Annotated in this window: 16 protein-coding genes and 1 pseudogene; 9 read left to right on the forward strand and 8 right to left on the reverse strand. The window is 71.2% G+C overall.

Annotated elements, in window-relative coordinates:
* The first annotated feature begins 650 nt into the window (after positions 1-650).
* Genes WMF26_RS08120 through WMF26_RS08130 form a run of 3 tightly spaced genes read left to right on the forward strand, consistent with a single transcriptional unit; the run spans position 651 to position 3,644 of the window.
* Complete coding sequence (locus WMF26_RS08120) at positions 651-1,280, forward strand: RNA polymerase sigma factor (RefSeq protein ID WP_437999846.1); 630 nt, start codon at positions 651-653, stop codon at positions 1,278-1,280.
* Positions 1,270-2,589 (forward strand): FecR domain-containing protein, encoded by a 1,320-nt coding sequence (locus WMF26_RS08125; RefSeq protein ID WP_437999847.1) that lies wholly within the window; start codon positions 1,270-1,272, stop codon positions 2,587-2,589. Before WMF26_RS08120 ends, WMF26_RS08125 begins: the two co-directional genes overlap by 11 nt.
* Complete coding sequence (locus tag WMF26_RS08130) at positions 2,586-3,644, forward strand: hypothetical protein (protein WP_437336619.1); 1,059 nt, start codon at positions 2,586-2,588, stop codon at positions 3,642-3,644. Before WMF26_RS08125 ends, WMF26_RS08130 begins: the two co-directional genes overlap by 4 nt.
* A gap of 101 nt (positions 3,645-3,745) precedes the next feature.
* Here the strand turns inward: WMF26_RS08130 and WMF26_RS08135 are convergent, their stop codons facing one another.
* Positions 3,746-5,068 carry an RICIN domain-containing protein gene (locus WMF26_RS08135; protein WP_437999848.1) on the reverse strand — a complete coding sequence of 441 codons (1,323 nt, stop codon included), beginning with the start codon at positions 5,066-5,068 and terminating at the stop codon, positions 3,746-3,748.
* Between the two features lie 236 nt (positions 5,069-5,304).
* Here WMF26_RS08135 and WMF26_RS08140 point away from each other — a divergent pair, with 236 nt between their 5' ends.
* Positions 5,305-6,783, forward strand: coding sequence for an RCC1 domain-containing protein (locus WMF26_RS08140; RefSeq protein WP_437999849.1), 1,479 nt, complete (start codon positions 5,305-5,307; stop codon positions 6,781-6,783).
* A gap of 36 nt (positions 6,784-6,819) precedes the next feature.
* Here WMF26_RS08140 and WMF26_RS08145 read toward each other — a convergent pair whose 3' ends face one another.
* From WMF26_RS08145 to WMF26_RS08155, 3 genes are all read right to left on the reverse strand, one after another.
* Complete coding sequence (locus tag WMF26_RS08145) at positions 6,820-7,461, reverse strand: glutathione S-transferase family protein (protein WP_437945530.1); 642 nt, start codon at positions 7,459-7,461, stop codon at positions 6,820-6,822.
* Positions 7,462-7,637: 176 nt separating this feature from the next.
* Positions 7,638-8,420 carry an AraC family transcriptional regulator gene (locus WMF26_RS08150; protein WP_437999850.1) on the reverse strand — a complete coding sequence of 261 codons (783 nt, stop codon included), beginning with the start codon at positions 8,418-8,420 and terminating at the stop codon, positions 7,638-7,640.
* Positions 8,421-8,603: 183 nt separating this feature from the next.
* Entirely contained in the window at positions 8,604-9,380 is a 777-nt protein-coding gene (locus tag WMF26_RS08155; RefSeq protein ID WP_437999851.1) for an SDR family NAD(P)-dependent oxidoreductase, read from the reverse strand.
* Between the two features lie 317 nt (positions 9,381-9,697).
* Between WMF26_RS08155 and WMF26_RS08160 the strand changes: the two genes are divergently transcribed.
* Positions 9,698-10,303: a Uma2 family endonuclease gene (locus tag WMF26_RS08160; protein WP_437999852.1), complete on the forward strand. Its 606-nt coding sequence runs from the start codon at positions 9,698-9,700 to the stop codon at positions 10,301-10,303.
* Between the two features lie 76 nt (positions 10,304-10,379).
* Here the strand turns inward: WMF26_RS08160 and WMF26_RS08165 are convergent, their stop codons facing one another.
* Together WMF26_RS08165 and WMF26_RS08170 are read right to left on the reverse strand one after the other, a co-directional pair.
* Positions 10,380-11,594 carry an alpha/beta hydrolase gene (locus WMF26_RS08165; protein WP_437999853.1) on the reverse strand — a complete coding sequence of 405 codons (1,215 nt, stop codon included), beginning with the start codon at positions 11,592-11,594 and terminating at the stop codon, positions 10,380-10,382.
* Positions 11,595-11,690: 96 nt separating this feature from the next.
* Entirely contained in the window at positions 11,691-12,755 is a 1,065-nt protein-coding gene (locus tag WMF26_RS08170) for an aldose epimerase family protein (protein WP_437336625.1), read from the reverse strand.
* A 658-nt stretch (positions 12,756-13,413) separates the two neighbouring features.
* Between WMF26_RS08170 and WMF26_RS08175 the strand changes: the two genes are divergently transcribed.
* The 3 genes from WMF26_RS08175 (at position 13,414) to WMF26_RS08185 (ending at position 17,539) form a co-directional block, all read left to right on the forward strand.
* Positions 13,414-14,169 (forward strand): RNA polymerase sigma factor, encoded by a 756-nt coding sequence (locus tag WMF26_RS08175; RefSeq protein ID WP_437999854.1) that lies wholly within the window; start codon positions 13,414-13,416, stop codon positions 14,167-14,169.
* Positions 14,170-14,307: 138 nt separating this feature from the next.
* Positions 14,308-15,909, forward strand: coding sequence for a DUF1592 domain-containing protein (locus tag WMF26_RS08180; RefSeq protein ID WP_437999855.1), 1,602 nt, complete (start codon positions 14,308-14,310; stop codon positions 15,907-15,909).
* 52 nt (positions 15,910-15,961) lie between these two features.
* A complete protein-coding gene (locus WMF26_RS08185; protein ID WP_437999856.1) occupies positions 15,962-17,539 on the forward strand; it encodes a DUF1552 domain-containing protein in 1,578 nt (525 codons plus the stop codon).
* A 56-nt stretch (positions 17,540-17,595) separates the two neighbouring features.
* Here the strand turns inward: WMF26_RS08185 and WMF26_RS08190 are convergent, their stop codons facing one another.
* Positions 17,596-18,441 (reverse strand): AraC family transcriptional regulator, encoded by an 846-nt coding sequence (locus WMF26_RS08190; RefSeq protein ID WP_437999857.1) that lies wholly within the window; start codon positions 18,439-18,441, stop codon positions 17,596-17,598.
* Between the two features lie 150 nt (positions 18,442-18,591).
* Between WMF26_RS08190 and WMF26_RS08195 the strand changes: the two genes are divergently transcribed.
* Entirely contained in the window at positions 18,592-19,290 is a 699-nt protein-coding gene (locus WMF26_RS08195; RefSeq protein ID WP_437999858.1) for an O-methyltransferase, read from the forward strand.
* Positions 19,291-19,376: 86 nt separating this feature from the next.
* On the opposite strand, the pseudogene WMF26_RS08200 reads toward WMF26_RS08195, so the two are convergent.
* Positions 19,377-19,904 (reverse strand): annotated as a pseudogene (locus tag WMF26_RS08200) (SDR family NAD(P)-dependent oxidoreductase); the annotation flags it as partial.
* Positions 19,905-19,996: the final 92 nt, after the last annotated feature.

The raw sequence follows: 19,996 nt of genomic DNA on the forward strand, positions 1-19,996 counted from the left end.
GATCAGAGGATCATCGCGCAGGCCCCACCAGCGGGGCTTACGGCGAAGCAGGGACGACCGGGATCGCTCTGGCGGATCCGCGTTCCATCGATAGAAATGAGGAATCGAATCTCGGGACGTGCCGCCAGCCGGCGGGCGCACCCTCGCCGACCTGCCGCCGCCGGGCTCGGGCGTCCCGCCCGTGGCGGCGGACCGACCGGGAGGACGAAGCGATCAGGAAGCGTAAGTGGAGCGCCCGCCATGCAGTAGCGGAACGCCCTCGGACCGGCTCACCACGTGAGCGAATAGCGCCGAGGTGAAGTTTTCCTGTCGAAGCGTGCGCCTGCGCGTCGCGCCCGTGGGCGAGCTCACCGTAATCCGCCGGCTCGTCCACCTGCCCGCGCGCGGTGAGCCGTTTCGGCGTCGCCGCGCTACTGCCTGACATGCGCTTCGCCACCCCGGCCGGGGAGCCGACCGTACCCCGTGGGGTCTTGCCGGCGTGGGGTGGTTTCGCCGCGGCTGGCAGCCATGCAATCCTCACCGGGGAACACCGCTGCGATGGCCTCTGGCCGTGTGCGACGAGCTCCTTGCAACGGAGACATGGGCTCGATACCGTGGCTCCCCCGCGCGGCCGCCGTGCGGGGATCATGAGCCCCCGGAGCGATGCCGTCGTGCGCAGAGCCAGCGTTGCCATCGCTCCTCCGGAAGCCGAGCGCGGCGGCCTCGACGACGGCGCGCTGGTGCGCGCGCTCGTGGCGGGGGAGCCGTGGGCGGCGGCGGCGGTGTGGAACCGGCACGCGCCGAAGGTGTTCCGGATCGTGGCGCGGGTGCTCGGGCCGGGCGCCGACGCCGAGGACCTCACCCAGGACGTGTTCGCGAGCGTCTTCTCCAAGGTGCCCGAGCTGAGGGATCCGGACGCGCTCGGGAGCTTCATCGTGTCGGTCACCCTCCGGATGCTCAAGTGGGAGCTCCGGCGGAGGCGCGTGCGGCGGATCCTCCACCTCTCGGAGGGCGCGGAGCTCCCGGAGCAGGCGGTGGAGCCGGTGGACAGCGAGGCGCGCGAGGCGCTCGGGCGCCTCTACGCGATCCTCGACACGCTGAACGCGGAAGACCGGACCGTGTTCGTGCTCCGGCACATGGAGGGCATGAGCCTGCCGGAGATCGCCGAGGCGGCCGGCGTGTCGCTGGCCACGGTGAAGCGACGGCTCAGCCGGGCCACGGAGCTCGTGTCGTCGCGCGTGGAGCACGACGCGTCCCTCGCCGGCTACTGCAAGAAAGGGGCGGCGCGAGATGAACCGTGACGAGGGGAGAGAGCCGGAGCTGAGCGCGAACGCCGCGCTCCTCGTCGGGCTCGCGCGCCGGTCGCTCGGCGAGATGTCCCACCAGCAGCGGACGCGAGGGCTGATCCGCGTCGCGGAGCGGACGGCGTCGCGCCGGGCGCTCCGGCGCTCGCCCTTGCCGGCGGTCGCGCTCTCGATCGCCGTGGCGGCCGCGGGCTTCGTCGCCTTCGAGCGGTGGCAACGCAGCTCGCCCGCCGAGCTCCTGTCCTACGAGGTGGAGGGGGGCGCCGCCTCGCAGGACGGCTCGCTCCAGGCCGACGCGGCGAGCCGGCCGAAGCTCCGGTTCTCCGACGGCACCGAGGTGGAGCTCGCCGAGGGCGCGCGCGCGCATGTCGCGTCGGTGACCGGGCAGGGCGCCCGGGTCGCGCTCGACCGGGGCGAGGTCCGCGCGCACGTGGTCCACCGCTCGGAGACGCAGTGGCTGTTCGACGCGGGGCCGTTCGTGGTGACCGTGACCGGGACGGCCTTCGCGCTCGCCTGGGCGCCGGAGGACGAGCGCCTCGATCTGCGGCTCGAGAACGGCGCCGTCACCGTCAGCGGGCCGCCGTCCGGCGAGCCGATCGCCATGCGCGCCGGGCAGTGGCTCACCGTGCGGCTGCGCACCGGCGAGGTGCTCCTGCGCGACCTCGGCGCGCAGAAGGGCGCGGAGGCGGCGCCGGGCTCCGCCCCGCCGCCCTCGGCCGGCGCCGCGCTCCCCGGCGCGCCGCCGGAGGCCGAGCCGCCCTCGGCCGGCGCCGCGCTCCCCGGCGCGCCGCCGGAGGCCGAGCCGCCCGCGGCCCCGCGCGCGGAGGCGGCCGCCGCGCCCAAGCGCGACTGGGCCGGGCAGCTCGCGGCCGGGCAGCTCGACGCCATCGTCGGCGAGGCGCAGCGCCGGGGGCTCGACCAGACCCTCGCGGAGTCCAGCAGCGCGGAGCTCTCGGCGCTCGCGGACGCGGCGCGCTACACGCGGCGGGGCGACGTCGCGCGGCGGGCGCTGCTCGCGCAGCGCCGGCGCTTCCCCGCGACCCAGCGCGCCCGGGAGGCGGCCTTCCTGCTCGGCCGCCTCGCCGAGACCCAGGAGGGCGGCGCCGCGGCGCTCCCGTGGTTCGAGACGTACCTCAAGGAAGCGCCGCAAGGGGCCTATGCCTCCGAGGCGCTCGGGCGCAAGATGGAGATCGTGCGGCGGCTCCACGGGGATGCGCAAGCCGAGATCGTCGCCCGGGAGTACCTGCGCCGGTTCCCCGGCGGAACCTACGCCCAGGCAGCGCGGACCCTCGCTCGGACGCCGTGAGGTTCGCGCGGGCGAAGGCGCTCTCCGGGGCCCTCGCGCTCCTCCTCTGCGCCGCGAGCCCCGCGGCGTCGGCGGAGCCTGCGCGCGTGGTCCTCGTGCGGCCCAGCGCCGCCGACCCGTCGATCTCCGAGGCGCTGATCCGCATCCACGGGGAGCTCGTCGCCGATGGCTTCGACGTGGAGCTCCTCGGCTCGCAGTCGGCCTCCGCCCCGCGGCCGGCGATGGACGACGCCGAGCAGCTGGCCGGCTCCGCGGCCCTGATCGGGCTGTTCCTGGCGCCGGACGGTCAGGCCGCCGAGCTCTGGGTGGTCGACCCGCGGACGGACAAGACGCTCGTGCGCCGGATCGACACGCGCGGCGAGGCGCCGGAGCACATCGCCGAGGTGCTCGCGGTGCGCGCCGTCGAGCTGCTCCGCGCGAGCCTGCTCGAGCTCCGGATGTCCTCGCGGCGCTCCGCGGCGCCCGCCGCCGCGCCGCCCCCGAGCGAGGCGAGCCGGCAGGCGCCTCGACGGGCAGAGCCGCCGCTCGACCCGCCGCGCCGGACGATGTGGGGCGTCGAGCTGGGGGGCGGGTTGCTCGCGAGCCCGGGCGGCATCGGCCCGGCGCTGCTCGGGGTGGCGCGCCTGCGCGTCGCGCCGCTCGCGCCGATCGAGGCGCGCCTCTCGCTCGCCGGGCTCGGAACGGCGCCGCGCGTCGCCGGGCCGCAGGGCAGCGCGACCGTGCAGCAGCGGTTCGGGCTCGTCGAGCTCGCGGCGCTCCCCTGGCCCGAGCTCCGCTTGCGCCCGAGGTTCTCGGCCGGCCTCGGGGCGCTCCACGTGGCCGTGGACGGCGAGGCGTCGTGGCCGTACCGGGGGGTGCACAGCGCGCGATGGGCGTTCGCCGCGGACGCCGGCGCCGGCGTCGAGCTCGGGATCGTGCCGCGGCTCGACGTCGTCGTCGAGGCGCACGCGCTGGTCGCGCACCCGTACCCGGTGGTCCGCTTCGTCGAGACCGAGGCGGCGCGCGTCGCGCGCCCGGCGCTGCTCGGCAGCCTCAGCCTCGTGGGGTGGCTGTGATCCGGAGGACGAGCGGCGCCGCCCCGCGCGCGTGGCGGTCGACGTTCATCGGCGGTCGATGTCGCTGAGCCGGCCGCTCGCCCGCGGAGAGGCGCCGGGCGTCACGGGCCCGCGCCGCCGGTGCCGGTGCCAGCTTCGAGCGGGGTCAGCTTGAACTGCTGGCTGGCGCCGCCGTTGGAGGCCCTCTGGACGAGGGCGGTGCCGTTGGCGGGCGGGGAGGCGTAAGCGTCGATGACCTTGCCGCTGAGGCGCGACGTGATGCGGACGGCGCCGCCGCCTGCCTCGGTGACGGACCATTGCTGGTTGGGGTTCTCGTGGCAGGTGTACTGGACGATGGCGGCGCCGTCGGCGGTCGACGCGCTGCGGACGTCGAGGCACTTGTCGCTGTGGACATTGCGGATCCGGTAATACCCGCCGTCCATCGCCTCGAAGCGGAACTGCTGGTTCATGCCGCCGTTGCAATCCCAGAGCTGCAGGACGACATCGTCGGCCGTGACGACGGCGGCGTCGACGTCCACGCAGAGCCCGCTCTGGACGCCGATCAGGGTGTAGGTGGTGTCCGTCGAGATGTCCGCCTCGACCTCCGCCGGGACGGCGTGCTGGAAGAGCTCGGCGACCTCCGCCGGGGCGAGCGCTCGGCTGTAAATCGCGATGTCGTCGACGTCCCCGACGAGGAGCCGGCCCTCCTGCGGCCATCGGCCGACGTAGAGGCTGGTGGGGCCGGGCGAGATCGTCTCCTCGACGGGCACGGTGCTGTGGAGCCGCCCGTCGACGTAGAGGCTCATGGTGAGCGCCTCGCCGTCGACGACCCCGACGGCGTGCGTCCACCGCTGGAGCTCCAGGCAGGAACATACGATGGCCTGGTCGTCGGTGATCTCGGGCCCCTTCCAGAACCCGAAGCGCATGCCTGGCGCCCCGCCGTCGTAGTCGATGCTGAGCTCCCATCCGCCGGAGTCCTCCGCGCTGATCACGGCCCTCAGCGTGTCGCCGGCGGGGGGCTGGTCGGTCAGCACGCGGACCCACGCCGAGACGGTCCAGCTCGAGGTGGCGTTCGGGAAATCGCCCACCGTCATGAACTCGCCCTCGTCGAAGTGCAGCGCGTGCCCGAACCGGCCGTCCTTCACCCATGTGCCGCCGGTGAGCTCGCCGTGGCGCCGGTTGGCGGACCGGTCGGCCACGACCGTCCCTTCGCCCTCGTCGAACGGCCAGTACGCGACGAGGTCCTGCGTCAACGTCGTCGTCGTCGCCGGCGCCACGGCGTCGAGCGGCGCCTTCTCGCAGGCCGCGAGCCCGAGCGACGCGACCGCGGCCACCCAGCGGCGCGCCGCGCGGATATGAGGCGCCGCCGCGGAGCCCGGCGTCGCGGCCGGACCCCGGCGCGGGTGCCGCGTGTTCGAGCGCGTCATCATCAGATCGTCACGCATAGCAGGCGACAGGACAGAGCGTAAAGCCCGCCTGTCGGGTTCGACAGGGGGAGCGCGGAGGCGCCGCGTGGCGCCGTCGGCAACGGGGACGGCATACGCTCGGTAGGCGCGCGCCGCAGCGCCCCTGAGGCCCTCCGGAAACGCGAGGACATCGGCGATCGAGCCCGACTGGACTTCTTGTGCTCCGTCCGGTAAGGCTGCGTAAGGGACGTTGGGGGTGTAGCCGGATGCTCGAGATGAAGAGGAACACCCAGACGCGACCGAACTTCTGCTCCGTTCTCGTCATCGCCGCCACCCTCGCTGCGGGGGCGGGATGCTCCGCTCCCGACCGGCATTTCACGGACAGCGGCGCGGGTGGCGGAACCGGCGGCGGTCCGATGGATGCGCAGGGCGGCGGAGGCGACGGCGCGTCCGGCGGAGGCGACGGCGCGTCGGGCGGAGGCGGCGGGGGCGACGGCGGAGGCGGCGAGGGCGCGTCCGGCGGCGGGGGCGGTGGGGATCCTGGATGCCAGATCCCGCCAGACAGCCCCACGCTCGCCGACGCCATCATGGTGGCTGCGGGCGACAGCCATACGTGCGCGATCCGGCATGACGGCTCTCTCTACTGCTGGGGGGACAACTCGTTCGGCCAGCTGGGTGTCCCGCAGGCGACGGCGGTCTCCTCGAGCACGCCGGTGAGGGTGCTCTTCCCCGCGACGCTCGGCGCGGCGACGATCACGCAGATCGCGTTGACCGAGCGGACGACCTTCGCGATCGACAGCCAGCTCCGACTCTGGGCCTGGGGAAACAACGAGACCGGGCTCCTCGCCAACGGCTCCAAGGACGCGATGGCCCATGACACCCCGGCGATCGTCGAGGATGGTGCGGCCCCGTTGCTCGTGCGCAAGATCGCGCCCGAGTGGTACTCGGCGTGCGCGCTCACCTCGACCAGCAACATTTACTGCTGGGGGGCCAACCTGTTCTCGAGCCTCGGGCCGGACGCGCGCGGCGAGGAGAGCCTCGTCCCGGTGAAGGCGTTCAACTTCACCGCGACGGCCGGTCCGAGGGCCGTCCTCGCGCGGGGCATCGGCTCGATAGGCAGCTGCTTCTCGACGGGGGTCGCGGAGGACGGGCTGCGTTGCTGGGGCGCCATGGGCGGCGGTTATATCCTCACGAACACCCCCTCCAGCTCCGAGGGCGGCGTGAACTACAGCGCGCACATGCCGCTCATCGAGGCGGGAGCGACGCTGCCCCTCTCCGAGATCTCCTACGGCACGAACTTCGGCTGCGCGCGCGACGACGTGGGAGGCCTGTTCTGCTGGGGGGCGAACAACAGCTCGGGTCAGCACGGCGCCGAGGCTCCCCCGCCCGGGACGGCGGCTGCGATCCCCGGTGTCTGGGGGCCGATGTCCACCGGCTACGTCTTCGTTTGCGCGGTCGACGACCAAAGGCAGCTCCGCTGCCGTGGCAGCAACGAGCAAGGGCAGCTCGGTCGCAGCACGCCGATGATGGGCGACAATGCGCGACTGGAGCCCGTCGTGCTCGGCGACGGCACCGCGCTCGCCAAGGTCGTCGCGGTGAGCGCCGGCTTCTTCCACGCGTGCGCGATCGTCGAGGGGGCGTGCGGCCCCACGGGCCCTGGCCAGGTCCTGTGCTGGGGCAAGGGCACCCTGGGTCAGCTCGGCGACGGCGCCGGGACGAGCTCCGCGGTCCCCGTCGAGGTGAAGGCGCCCTGAGGGGAGGAGCCGCGGTGAGCGGGCGTCGACCTGGGCTCAGGTGAGCACGGGAGTCAGGTCCGGGTCGCCTTTGGCCATCGCCCGCCGGTAGGCGGGCCGCGCGCCGATGCGCTGGAGATAGGCGCGTATGCTGGGGTAGGGCGCGAGATCCACCGGATGGAACAGCCGCATCGTGGTGAGCGAGAAGACGCTCATGACGTCGGCTGCGGTGAGCTCGCTCCCCGCGAGATAGTCGGTCTGCCCCAGTCGGGCTTCGATCAGCGCGAGCACTTGGTCGAGTCGCCCCTGCACCGACGCCTGAACCGGATGATCCGGCGCCAGCCCGCACCGCCCCACCATCATCGAGCGGAGCATCGCCGGCTGCAGGTTGCCGTTGGAGAAATGGAACCAGTAGAGATAGGCAGCGAAATCGGGGTGGTCCGGCCCATGGCGCAGGCGGCCGCGACCGTACCGGACGAGGATGAATTCGACGATCGCGGCCGACTCGGCCAGCAGCATCCCGTCGACCTCGATGAGCGGGGCCGCGCCGAGCGGATGCAGCGCCTTCAGCTCCGGCGGCGACAGGCGCGTGACGGGATCGCGCGTGTATTTCTCGAGATCGTAGGGAACGCCGAGCTCTTCACAAAGCCAAAGGATGCGCTCCGATTGGGAGTGACCGAGGTGATGGATCTTCAGCATGGATCCCTCCTTGCGTGCTGCACCCGGCGCCGTCGCGGTCGCGACGACGGCGCAGCAGGTGATCGCATGAACCGCGTTCATGCCCCTGAACAGTAGCGCCCCCGGGTCGCCTCGGAACCGCAACCGCGCGCTCGGACGCCGCAATCCGCCGCGCGACGCCCCTGGGCGAAGGGGCGCTAGCGGCGGCGGCGCAGCTCCGAGGGCAGCACGCCAAAACGATCCCGAAAGCGCTCCGCGAACCGAGATGGCGAGTCGTAGCCGGATTGCTCGGCGACGACGGCGAGCGGTCGCTCGGTCGTCCACAGGAGCATGAGGGCGTGATCCATCCGGATCTCGAGCAGCAGCTGCTGGAACCCCGTGCCCTCGCGGCGCAAGTGACGCTGCAGCGTGTCGTCGCTCATCCCCAGTTGCCGGGCGACCTCCGGCAACCGCCACGGGTGGGCGGGGCGCTCGCCGAGCATTCGCTTCAGCCGGACACGAAGATCGGACGCCGCGACGAAGGGGTCGATGCCCGCCTCGCCGAGCCACGCGACGAGCTCGAGGAGGCGCGAGCGCTGGACGGCCGCGGGCAGGCCTCGCTCGAACGCCTCCAGGCAACGGCTGAGCGCCGCGTCGAGCTCCTCGTGCTCGGCCACGCGGAGCTTGCGGACCTGCTGGCGCTCGCGCGCCTCCGCGCCAGGCGGCAGGTAGCGCGCGAGCTCGAACGACAGAATGACGCCCTCCGCCTCGTAGGCCCCCTGCGCCGGCACATTGCGCACGTCGACCCGGGTGCCCGCGGGCAAATAGAGCAGCTCGCCCGGCCGCGCCGCGAGGGACTCGTCCGCGCGGCGGAGCTGCTTCTGGCCCTGCAGGACGCGCACGAGCGCCGGAGAGCCCCACTCGACGTCCGCGAAGAGCAGATCGGTCTCCGTCTGCCTCACCCGCAGCGGCAACCCGTGGGCGACCCTCGCCTCGGCCACGCGCGGCCGTGCGAGCCGTCCTTTGGCGTTCGCGTCCGTCGATCGCGCCCGTGACCGCGTCATCGGCGCTGGACGGTAGCACATGCCTCCCGTTGCGCGCCTCGACCGCGTCGTGAGCGCGTGTCGCTCCCCGGCATCGCGCCGGGCAGGGGGCGTGCTCGCTGGCCCGCCGGGGCCCGGCGCTCACTCCCCCGGCTGGATGGCGACGGAGTATCCGCCGTCGGCCATCACGATGGAGCCGACCATGAAGCTCGCCTTGTCGGACGCCAGGAACGCGACCACCTCGGCGATCTCCTCGGGCGCGGCCGCGCGACGGATGGGGGCGCCTTTGCCGTGATCGCGCAAGAACTCGCGGCCGTCGGGCCGGATGTCGTTGAGCAGGTTCGTGACCACGTCGCCCGACCCGACGGCGTTGACGCGGACGCCATGGTCGATGGCCTCCAGGGCCAGGACCCGCGTCAGCTGCGCCAGCGCGCCCTTCGACGCCGCATAGGCGGCGATCTGCGGGAACCCGAAGAAGCAGGCGTAGGAGCCGATGTTGACGATCGCCCCGCGCCGGTTCGGGATCATCGCCCGCAGCGCCTCGCGCGAATGCAGGAACACCCCGGTGACGTTCACGTTCATGATCGAGTTCCAGTCGTCCAGCGACATGTCGACCACGAGCTTGTTGATGATGCGCGCGGCATTGTTGACGAGGATGTCGAGCTTTCCGAAGCGCTCGACGGCGAGCGCGACGACGCGCTTGGCCGTCTCTTCCTGGGCGACATCCCCGACGAACGGCACGATGCGGCCGTCACCGCGGGGCAGCTCGTGGACCGCCGGGTTGACATCCTCGGCCACGACCAGGGCGCCGCGCGCCTTCAGCAAGAGCGCCGTGGCCCGACCGATGCCGCTCGCCGCGCCGGTGACGATCGCGACCCTACCTTCGAGATCACGCTGCAGGTCTTCGGTCTTGCTCATGTTCCTCTCCCGAGAGCGTTAGCGTTATGGATATGCTCCCAATCTCTCCCTCTCCTGGTGGCGTCCAGGGGAGATCGCAAGCCCCCGGAGCCAGGGGCCCCGACCTCCTCGAGAGCGTCTTCCGAGCTTCACCAGATTGGCACTGCGCGCACGCCCGCGGGGCAATTGCACGGTCCCGCTCGGCGATTGGCGAGCGCGGCTAGGCAATGCCGGTGGGTGAGGCGCCGCGCGTGCCGGTGACCGCCCTCGAGGCCGCGGGCAGAGCGGGCACCATGTCGCACCAGGCGCCGCCCGGAGGGATTTGCTATCCTCGGAGCATGCCCGCGTCCGCGCCGAAGGGTGCCCGCCCCGCGACCTTGGAGGATCTCCTCGCGATCCCGGAGGAGGAGCGGCGCCACGAGCTCATCGAGGGCAGCATCGTCGAGAAGGGGGCCGCGACCGGCGAGCACGGGGCCGTGCAGCGCAAGCTCTCCGCCTACGTCGACCCCTACGATCAGCGGCCCGGCGGGCGCAGGCCCGGGGGTTGGTGGTTCGCCACCGAGGTCGATGTCCACTTCGACGCCGCGAACACCGTCCGCCCAGACGTGGTCGGCTGGCGGCGAGACCGCGTCCCGGAGCGCCCGCGCGGTACCCCGATCCTGGTGCGCCCCGATTGGATCTGCGAGATCCTCTCGACGAACAAGCGGAACGATCTCATCAGGAAGAAGCGCGTCTATCACCGGCACCAGGTTCCGCACTACTGGATCATCGACCCCGAGGAGGAGACCCTGGCCGTCTACCGCTGGACGCCGGAAGGCTACGTCGAGATCCTCGTCGCCGAACGCGGCGAGCAGGTCCGGGCCGAGCCGTTCGAGGCGACCCCGCTACACATCGGCGTGCTCTTCGGCGACGACGAAGACGACCAGCCCGCGCGGGAACCCTAGCACAGCGTTCCCCGAGCTCCGCACGCGCTCGTAGACCCACAGCCTGCGGGGCCCAGCAGTGCTGGACCACCGTGCGTCAATCGACCGGATAGCCCCGCCACATCCAGCGCAGCGTGTCGGGGAGCGTCTGCCTGATCACGCTCCCTTCGCAGTGGCCGGCGCCCTTCGCGTAGACGAAGCGGTAATGATACCCCTTCTCCTTGAGGATCGCCGCCACGCGCTGGTTCGCCATCACCCAGTTGTGGTGGCTGGCCTCATCCCTGGTGCTGCCGAGGTCGTTCTCGCCGACCTGCAGGAAGATGCGCAGCGGCTTGCGCGGGCTCTCCCGGATGAGCCCCTCCGTGTACTCCCAGGCACCGTCGGGATACTCGGCCTCGGTGGGCGCGCGGGGGTTCTGCTGGTCGACGAACGTGCCGGAGTAGGTGACGATCTTGCGGTAGGTGTCGTGCCCGAACCAGCCCATGGTCAGCGCCGCCGCCCCGCCCGAGCTGCATCCATACGTGGCGCGGCCGTCCGGGTTGCTCGTGAACTTCAGGTTGGGGTACGCGGCGCGGACGGCTCGATCGTTCTTGACCGCCTCGAGGAGCTCCGTATCGACGAACCTCTGATAGGCGTCCGACATGGTATCGTATTCGAGCCCCCGCTCGCTGCCGTACGAGTCGCCCCCGCCGCTCGCGGCGAAGATGGCGATGACGCTCGGGAAATGGTCGTCCGGGTCCGCGACGAGGTTGTTGATCGTGTTGATGATCTCGTTCCTGTCGCGCGCGTCCTGCACGACCATGAACGGCGCCTCCGCGCCGTCGACGTACGTCGCGGGGATCGCGACCTCCACGCGGCGGTTGAAATCCCCCTTGGCATTGTCGTTCAAGGTCGGGTCGTGGCCGGTGAAGATCTCGCTCTCCCGGGAGGACAGGGTAAACGTGAACGTCCGCCCCTGGGGAACGCCGTCGATCCTCTTGATCTCCGGGGCGTCCTGGTAGCGCGGCCCGATCTCGAAATCGCCGTCGCCTTCGGTGCCGACCGTATCGACCGTCCCGCCCTGTCCTCCCCCGCCGTTCGGGTTCGGGTCGTCCGTGCCGCCCGCGCCCGAGGTGCTGGTGCTGGTGCCCGAAGAGCTGCTGCTGCTGGTGCTGGTGCTCGAAGAGCTGCTGCTGCTGCTCGAAGAGCTGCTGCTTCCTTTTCCTCCGCTGCCGCCCGAGCCGCCGCCGCCGGCGGCGCCGTCGTCGAACCCGCAGGCAGCGATTGAAAGCGCGACGAGGAGCGAGATACTGCATGAGCTCGAGCGGGGCATGGATCCTCCTTGGGCCGGTCGGCGGACGTGACGCCGATCGCGACGTTCGCGTGAGCGCGCAGGCGCCGCCGGGCAGCGCGGGCGACGATCGACGAGCTACTCGGTGGTGAACCGGAAGACGACCGTCTGCGCGTAGCGCTGGCCGGGCTTGAGGATGACCTCGTTCTTCCAGGCCGGGACGTTGATCGAGTTCGGGAACTTCTGCGGCTCGAGGCAGAAGCCGCTGTACTGGTCGTAGACCGCGCCGCCCTTGCCCTTGATCGACCCGTCGAGGTAGTTGCCGGTATAGAACTGGATCCCCGGCTGGTCGGCCTCGACCGTCAGCACCCGACCGGTCTTCGGATCCTTGACCCGCGCCGCCTGGCGGAGCTTGTGCGGGTCGCCGTTGACGACGAAGTTGTGGTCGTATCCGACCGGCTTGCCGCCCACGGCTTTCAGGTCCCTGCCGATCGGCTTCGCGGCGGTGAAATCGAGCGGCGTCCCCTTCACCGGCTTGATCTGGCCCGAGGGGATGTCGGTGGCGTCCGGCGGGGTGTAGCTGTCGGCGTGCAGCGTCAGCTCCTGGTCGGCGACGGAGCCCGAGGCGTGCCCTCCCAGGTTCCAGTAGCTGTGGTGGGCCATGTTGACGATCGTGGTCTTGTCGGTCGTCGCCGACATCTCGACCGTGAGCTCGTTCTCGTTGGTGAGCGTGTAGGTCGCGGTTGCGCTGACCGTGCCGGGGTATCCTTCTTCCCCCTCTTTCGATACGTACGTGAGCTTGATGGACGGGCCGCGCGGCGTCTCGGTCGCTTCCGCGTCCCAGACGACCTTGTCCCAGCCTTTCTTGCCGCCGTGCAGCGTGTGGGCGCCGTTGTTCGCGGAGAGCTTGTAGGTCTTGCCATCGAGCTGGAACTGCGCGTTCTTGATGCGATTGGCCACGCGGCCGACCGTCGCCCCGAAGTACGGGCTGCTCTTCAGGTACCCGTCGAGGTTGTCGTGGCCGAGGACGACGTCGCCCATCTTCCCTGTCCTGTCGGGGACGTGGAGCTCGGTCACCGTCGCGCCGTAGGTCATCACCTTCGCGACCAGGCCGTTCGCGTTCGTCAGCGTGTAAAGGAGCACCTCTTTGCCATCGGCGTTGCCGAAGGGCGCCTTGGAGACGGAAGCGGGCTTTGCGTTCACGGCTTCACCCCCAGATGGCGCGGATGTGGCGGCCGGGGCCGCTGGAGGGGCGCCCGTCGCGTGGGCCGCCGCCGGCGCGGGCGGCGCTGCCGCAGGGGGCGTGTCGGCGGTCTGCGCGCCGCCGCACGCGCCGGCGATGCACGCCGTCATCGTGAATCCGAACCACGATCTCGTCCGACCTATCGCCATTCTGCTCCCTCCGTCAGGATGGGCTCACTTGGATCGGCTCCGCCTGAGCGAGCCCAGCGCGGGCGAGCCCCCGCGAGCTCGCCATGGCTTGCGTCTACGACACCCGAGCGGAGTCAGCGCGGATCTCGAGCCCGGTACCAAGGACCAAGAGTCCGGTGCACACGACGGCTACCCGGGACAAAGCGGAAGGACGCCCCGAGACAGAATTGTGAGCGTTCACATAGACCATGTCAACTCAAATGAATCGGCGCGAGGGAGCCTCGATCCCGAAATTGGAATCCACATCGAACAATACCGTGGCCCTGCGCCCGTCTTGTTGACGCGCCGCTCCGGGGGAGTCTCGCCAGCGCCAGCGCCAGCGACGCGACGTCGAGCGTGGCCGCGGATGGACAGATCCTCGTTGACATAAAAAATGTGAGCGTTCACAATACTGGGATTCCTGCTTCGACTTTGCCCTGAGGGGGTCGTGATGCATACCGGCACCTTCGCCATCGGGATCGAGCTCGGCTCCTACCCCGAGAGGGTTGTGTTCGTACCGATGGTGCGTGCGAAGGCTGCCCAGCCCGTGACCGCCCGCGCGGCGGTCGCTCCGTCGACGGCTCCGCCCGCCGACGCGGTCTCCGCCGTCCCCGACGACGCCGCGCCGCTCGACTTCGTCAAGGTGTACCGCAAGCTCTTTCCCCTCGTCGGTCGGACCGTGCGCCGCCTCGGCGTGGACGCCTCGTCGCACGAGGACGTGTGCCAGGAGGTGTTCGTCGTCGTGCACCGACGGCTCCCCGAGTTCCGGGGCCGCTCCTCGCTGAAGACGTGGGTCTTCGGGATCGTGGCCAACGTCGTGCAGGCGCACCGGCGGTCGCTGCGCCGCCAGAGCCCGGCCCACCGCGGGACAGGGGAGATCGTGGATCCCGAGCAGCTCGCAGGGCCGAGCGACCTCAGCCCCGACGAGGCCATGACGAGGGCGGAGACCGCGCGCATGGCGCACGACCTCCTGGCGTCCCTCGACGAGGAGAAGCGCGTGGTGCTCCTCCTCGCCGATCTGGAAGAGATGCCGGCGGCGGAGATCGCGCAGGAGATCGGGGTGAACGTCAACACCGTGTATGCGCGGCTGAGGGCCGCTCGACAGGCGTTCTCCGACGCGGTGCACCGCCACCACGCCAGGCTCCGAGGGGGCCCTCCACGTCCGCCCCACACCCGGGCAGCCCGGGGAGCAACACCATCACCGTAGACTTCTGTGCACAGGGCACGGCCTGATCTTCGCGCGGCCGCGACGTCGATTTGATCACGAAATCCGCGCGCACCGGTCACTAGGGGGAATAGCCGATTCCATACGCGGGAGCCGATGATGACGTTCAGATTGGAGCGAGTGTTCGCGCGTCCCTGGCTCGCCGCCGGGGGATGCCTCCTGAGCATCTCGTGCACTGGTACCCTCGGGAGCGATAGCGCTCCGGGGCAGGACGACGGCGATCCGGATCAGGACGTCGCCCTCGCTGTCGACGGGATGCCGCTGCACCATATGACAGCCTCGGAGTACAATTCGACGGTCGCCCACCTCCTGGGAACGCGCCTGAGGCCCGCGGACGGCTTCCCGGCCTTCGGCGCGAAGGGCTACGACGCGAACGTGAGCGCGCTCTCGAACCTCTCGCAGGTCCTGGTCCAGGGGTATTACGACGCCGCCAGGACCCTCGCCGAGGACGCGTTCTCGAACGAGGCGCAGCGCGCCAAGATCCTCGTGTGCGACCCGGCGCAAGGCGCGGGCGACGGGTGCGCGCGCGAGATCATCGAGCGCTTCGGGCTGCGCGCGTTCCGGCGCCCGCTCGAGGCGGCGGAGGTCGAGCGGTACGCGGCGCAGTACGCCCACGCGCGGACCGCCCTGGAGATGTCCCCCGTCCAGGCGGTGCAGCACGTCGTCCGGACCTTGCTGACGTCGCCGCATTTCCTCCTCCGGATCGAGCTGGGCCCCGACTCGGCGAGATCGGCGGGCGCCCTCAACGGCTACGAGGTCGCGTCGCGCCTCTCGTACCTGCTCTGGAGCTCGCTCCCGGACGAGGAGCTCTTCGACGCGGCGGAGGCCGATCGGCTGGCCACCGAGGACGAGCTCCAAGAGCAGGTGGACCGCATGCTGGCCGACCCGAAGAGCGCCGCCTTCTTCCAGAACTTCTTCGGGCAGTGGCTCGGCACGCGCACGCTCCCCAGCCACAACGCCGACGCGACCCGGTTCCCGCTCTGGAACGACGAGGTGAAGGGCGCGATGCTCGACCAGGCCAACGCCTACTTCGCCGAGTTCACGACCGGCGGGCGGCCCTGGTCCGAGTTCCTCACGGCGCCCCACCCGGAGAGCCGGCTCGTCGAGCCGCTCACCGCGAACGACCCCGAGGGCGTGCGCCGGGGGTTCCTCACGCTCCCGGCGTTCCTGACGCTGTCGTCCCGCGCCGACAGGACCTCTCCCACGTCCCGCGCGAAGACGATCCTGGAGCAGTTCTTCTGCGTACCCCTGGTGCCGCCCCCCAACGTGGACATCCCGGAGCTCGGCGACGCGGGCGGGGACGAGGGCCCCGTCGAAAATGTACGCCAGGCGCTCGAGAAGCACCGCGCGTCGCCCGACTGCGCGAGCTGCCACGACGTGCTCGACCCGATCGGGCTGAGCCTGGAGAACTTCGATCCGATCGGCGCCTACCGGACCGCGTACCCGAACGGCGACCCGGTCGACGCGACGGGGGTGTACGAGGGCGCGGCGTTCGAGGACATCTCCGGCCTCGTGCCGGCGCTCGTCGAGGGCGCCCGGTCGGGGGCGTGCCCCTCGGAGCAGCTCTTCAGCTATGCCCTGCGCCGGCGCCCGAGCGGCGACGACAGGACCAGGCTCAAGGAGATCGCCGAGCGCTGGGGCGGGGGGACGATCGCGGATCTGGTGAAGCAGGTGGTGACCAGCGATGCGTTCCGCCTTCGAGGGAAGGGCAAGGCGCGGTGAGGCCGCGCGCGTTGTTTCTGCACGAGGCGAGGCACGAAGGAGCGATGCGCACATGAAACGCTTGATGACACGCAGGAACCTGTTGCGCGGCGCGGGCGTCTGTCTGGCGCTGCCGTGGCTCGAGAGCCTCGCGCCGCGCGGGGCGCGCGCGGGGGAGCCCGGCACCCCGAAGCGCTTCCTGCTCTGCACGTTCCCGAACGGGGCGCCCCATCACTGGTGGGAGACGGCCCCGGCGTTCGGGAAGACGTTGAAGGGCGCCGACTTCAAGCTGCCGAGGGTGCTCGAGCACTTCGCGCCGGTGAAGTCGAAGATGCTCATGATAAGCCGCCTCGGCAACTACACGTGGAGCACGGAGCAGCACCCCTACATCGAGCCTTCCCACTCGCGCCTCGGCGCGGCGCTCTCGACCTGCGTGGACGCCGATCAGCTGGGGAGGGAGGCGCGCCAGGACCTCGGCGAGTGGGTGGGCAACGGCGTCTCGGTCGACCAGCTCATCGTCCAGAAGGCAGGCCCGGAGCAGGCGACCCGCATCCCGTCGCTGCAGACGGGGCTCGGGGTCAAGCCCGGCTTCTTCGACCAGCGCAGCTACGCCTACAACCAGGTCGTCTCGTGGAAGAGCCCGCGCGAGCCGCTGAAGCGCTCGGTCAACCCGAAGGCGGTGTTCGACGCGCTCGTCGGCGCGGGCGTGGGGGCCGGCGTGCCAGGGCAGAGCGACGAGGAGGCCAGGATCGAGGCGGAGCGCCGCGCGGCGGCCGAGAAGAGCGTCATCGACGGCGTGCTCGCGGACGCGAACTCGCTCATGAACCGGGTCGGCTCCGACGATCGCAAGATCGTCCAGCAATACCTGGACTCGCTGCGCGAGATCGAGAAGAACGCGACCCGCGTCCAGGACACGATGACGCCGGGGCAAGGGGGCCTCGGCTGCAGCCCGATCGGCCAGCCCGGCGTGGTCCCCGAGCCGCCGGGCCAGGCGGAGGGGCTCAACGAGAACGACAACACGGGAGCCGGCCCGTACAAGCACGAAGATCACGCGAAGGTCATGATCGACCTCATCGTCATGGCCATTCAATGCGACGTGACGCGCGTGATCACCCACATGCTCGACGACATGCGCTCCGAGTTCGAGTACCGGTGCATCCCGGAGGACGTCCGCGCCAAGGTGGGGCTCGCGTACAGGAGAGAGAGCAGCCTGCACTACCACTCCTCCCAGCACGCCGCCGGCAACCTGGACAAGGCGACCCAGAATGGCCAGTACAAGATCATCGCGCAGAGCAACCTCGACTACGCGGCGATCAACTGCTGGCTCAACCAGAAGAGCGCGCAGCTCGCGCAGCGGCTGGACGCGATCCCCGAGGGCGACGGCACGGTGCTCGATCACTGCGTCATGGTGCACATGAGCGAGATGCGCTCGCACGATCACGACGGGTACGACCTGCCCATCGTGCTCCTCGGCGGCGACGGCGTCTTCTTGAACGACGCGCACGTCGCCTACGGCGCCCTCGGCAGCGATCGCCAGCTCCGCGATCTGTGGTTCACCATCATGAACCAGTACTACGGCCTGGGCGTCACGTCGTTCGGCGAGGACCGCCGCGGCGCGCCGAACGCGTTGCTCGAGGAGATCCTGCGGTAGCGCGGCGACTCCCGTCCCGGAGCGCCCGCCTCCGGGCCTCGCCATCCCACCTCCGCTCAAGCAGGCGCGGCCAGGCGGCCCGCCATGTACCGCGCGGGCGACGTCCCGAGCGCTTTGCGAAACATGGTCACGAAGCTGCTCGCGCTCTCGTAGCCGAGGTCCAGCGCCACGCTTTGCACGGCCGCGCCGCGGGAGAGCTTCTGGATGGCGAGGATGATGTGGAGCTGCTGGCGCCAGCGGCCGAAGCTCAAGCCCGTCTCCTCGACCAGGAGACGGTTCAAGGTGCGCTCGCCGACGCCGATTCGCTTCGCCCACGCCTTCGTCGTCGCGCCGTTCGCCGGATCGGCGGTCATCGCGTCCACCAGACGACGGAGCCGCGGATCGGTCGGCATCGGCAGGCGATGCTTCTCGATGGAGACGGTCGCGAGCTCGTCGAGGAGCACGCTCACCAGCCGCGCGTCCGGCCCGTCGAGGTCGTAGAGCGCGGGGCGCGTCGCCAGGCGCAGCAAGAGCTCGCGGAGGAGCGGCGTCACCGACACCGCGCAGCAATCCCGCGGGAGGCGCGGCGCCGCGCCGGGCTCGACGAAGACGCTGTAGCCCTCGAGCGGCGCGCGCGCGCGGATCCGATGGGTCACCGACGCGGGGATCCACAGCGCCGATTGCGGCGGCACGATCCAGAGGGCGCTCGACCCTTCGCAGACCAGCTCTCCGCGCACCAGGTACATGAGCTGCGATTCGCGGTGCGCGTGAGGCTCGCTCTCGAGCCCGCCGCTCGCCATGCTGAGCCCGATCGCGTTCACCGGCCGCGCGACCTCGGTCTTCCAGCGCCCACGCGCCTCGAGCGCGAATCGGGTCGCGAGCGACTCGAGCGACGCCGCCGCGCCACGGGGCTCGTTCGCCACCTGGACGTCTCCGCGGATCGTCCAGCCCGTCGGATGCTCAATCCGTGTCGCCCCCGAGCTCCGCCGCTTCGCTGCCATGACCGCTTTGAACAACAATTTGTCTTGATTGCGCAATGCGGTCAAGGCGCCGGTTGCTTAGGCTCTCCTCCCATGAAATCCGATCCCTTCGCCATCCTGCCCGACGGGCGGGTGCGCGCCGTGCTGCGGCGCCTCCACGACGACGCCGACCGGCAGGTGCCTGGCGTCATCCTCCATCTCTTGCCGAAGCTGCCGCGGATGCTCCTCGGCCGCCGCATCGACGTTCCGGGCACGGAGCTCGACTTCGCCGACAAGTACCTCGCGATCGGGAGCGACCAGGGCGCCTTCTGCTACCTGACGGCGCGGGCGCTCCGCGCCACAACGATCGTCGAGTTCGGCACGTCGTTCGGCGTCTCGACGCTGTGGCTGGCGGCGGCGGTGCGCGACAACGGCGGCGGCCGCGTCATCGGCACCGAGCTCGTGCCGGAGAAGGCGCGGCGCGCGCAGGCGAACCTGGAGGAGGCGGGGCTCGCGTCCTTCGCCGAGATCCGCGTCGGCGACGCGACGGAGACGCTGCGGGCCGACCTCGGCGAGGTGGACTTCATGCTCAACGATGGGTTTCCCCTGCGAGCCCTCGACGTGCTGAAGCTCGTCGCCCCGGCCCTGCGTCCGGGCGCCGTGGTGGTGACCGACAACGTCGGCGTCTTCAGGGCCGACTACCGCGATTACGTCGCCTACGTGCGCGATCCGCGCCACGGTTTCGCGTCGATGACGGTGCCCTTCCGCTCGGGCACCGAGTACTCGGTCCGGCAGCCGGCACACCCGGGCTGACCGGGGCCAGCGGCAGCCCCGAGAAGGAGCGCGCGACGGCGTCCCGGTCGCGGCTCGCGACGGCCCCCGCGCCCCGTCGACGGTGCTCATGTCGACCGAGCCAGCGCGACCGCGTCGGGGCCGACCGGGAAACGGAGCTTCCCGGTCGCGTCGTTCGCGGCGCGCCACACCACCTCGGCCACGTCGGACTGCCTCGTCACCGCGGACGGCTGCCCGAGAGAGGCGAAGATGCGCTGCGCGAAACGCGCGTACGCCTCGGGGATCAGCCCCTGCATCCGGGCCCCCCCGTTGCTCGTGAAGCTCGTGCTCGGGCCATAGCCCGGCTCGACCAGCTTCACCCGCACATCGAACTCCTCGAGCTCGAACGCGAGCGACGCGGTGAACCCCTCGATGGCCGTCTTGCTCGCCGTGTACACGGCCACGAGCGGCATGGGCGCGAGCGTCGCGCTCGAGGTCACGTTCACGATCACCCCCGACCTGCGCGCGCGGAGCTGGGGCAGCACGGCCTGCGTCATCGCCATCACGCCGAAGGTGTTGGTCTCGAACACCTCGCGCACCGTGGTCATCGGCGTGACCTCGAAGGCGCCCAGGAGCCCGATGCCCGCGTTGTTGACTCGGTGTGCCGCAGCTCACCGCGGAGGGGGCCGCTCTCGGAGGCCGCGCACCGAGCGTGAGGATCATGACCCCGCTCCGCCGGTCCCGGCGG

It is taken from the genome of Sorangium sp. So ce185, assembly GCF_051526825.1.
GTDB classification, from domain to species: domain Bacteria; phylum Myxococcota_A; class Polyangia; order Polyangiales; family Polyangiaceae; genus Sorangium; species Sorangium cellulosum_D.

What these genes read in the sequence shown, in the direction of transcription:
- WMF26_RS08125 (WP_437999847.1), top strand. Translation starts at nt 1,270, where the DNA reads ATGAACCGTGACGAGGGGAGAGAGCCGGAGCTGAGCGCGAACGCCGCG.
- WMF26_RS08135 (WP_437999848.1), bottom strand. Translation starts at nt 5,068, where the DNA reads ATGCGTGACGATCTGATGATGACGCGCTCGAACACGCGGCACCCGCGC.
- WMF26_RS08140 (WP_437999849.1), top strand. Translation starts at nt 5,305, where the DNA reads ATGAAGAGGAACACCCAGACGCGACCGAACTTCTGCTCCGTTCTCGTC.
- WMF26_RS08145 (WP_437945530.1), bottom strand. Translation starts at nt 7,461, where the DNA reads ATGCTGAAGATCCATCACCTCGGTCACTCCCAATCGGAGCGCATCCTT.
- WMF26_RS08155 (WP_437999851.1), bottom strand. Translation starts at nt 9,380, where the DNA reads ATGAGCAAGACCGAAGACCTGCAGCGTGATCTCGAAGGTAGGGTCGCG.
- WMF26_RS08160 (WP_437999852.1), top strand. Translation starts at nt 9,698, where the DNA reads ATGCCCGCGTCCGCGCCGAAGGGTGCCCGCCCCGCGACCTTGGAGGAT.
- WMF26_RS08165 (WP_437999853.1), bottom strand. Translation starts at nt 11,594, where the DNA reads ATGCCCCGCTCGAGCTCATGCAGTATCTCGCTCCTCGTCGCGCTTTCA.
- WMF26_RS08175 (WP_437999854.1), top strand. Translation starts at nt 13,414, where the DNA reads ATGCATACCGGCACCTTCGCCATCGGGATCGAGCTCGGCTCCTACCCC.
- WMF26_RS08185 (WP_437999856.1), top strand. Translation starts at nt 15,962, where the DNA reads ATGAAACGCTTGATGACACGCAGGAACCTGTTGCGCGGCGCGGGCGTC.
- WMF26_RS08195 (WP_437999858.1), top strand. Translation starts at nt 18,592, where the DNA reads ATGAAATCCGATCCCTTCGCCATCCTGCCCGACGGGCGGGTGCGCGCC.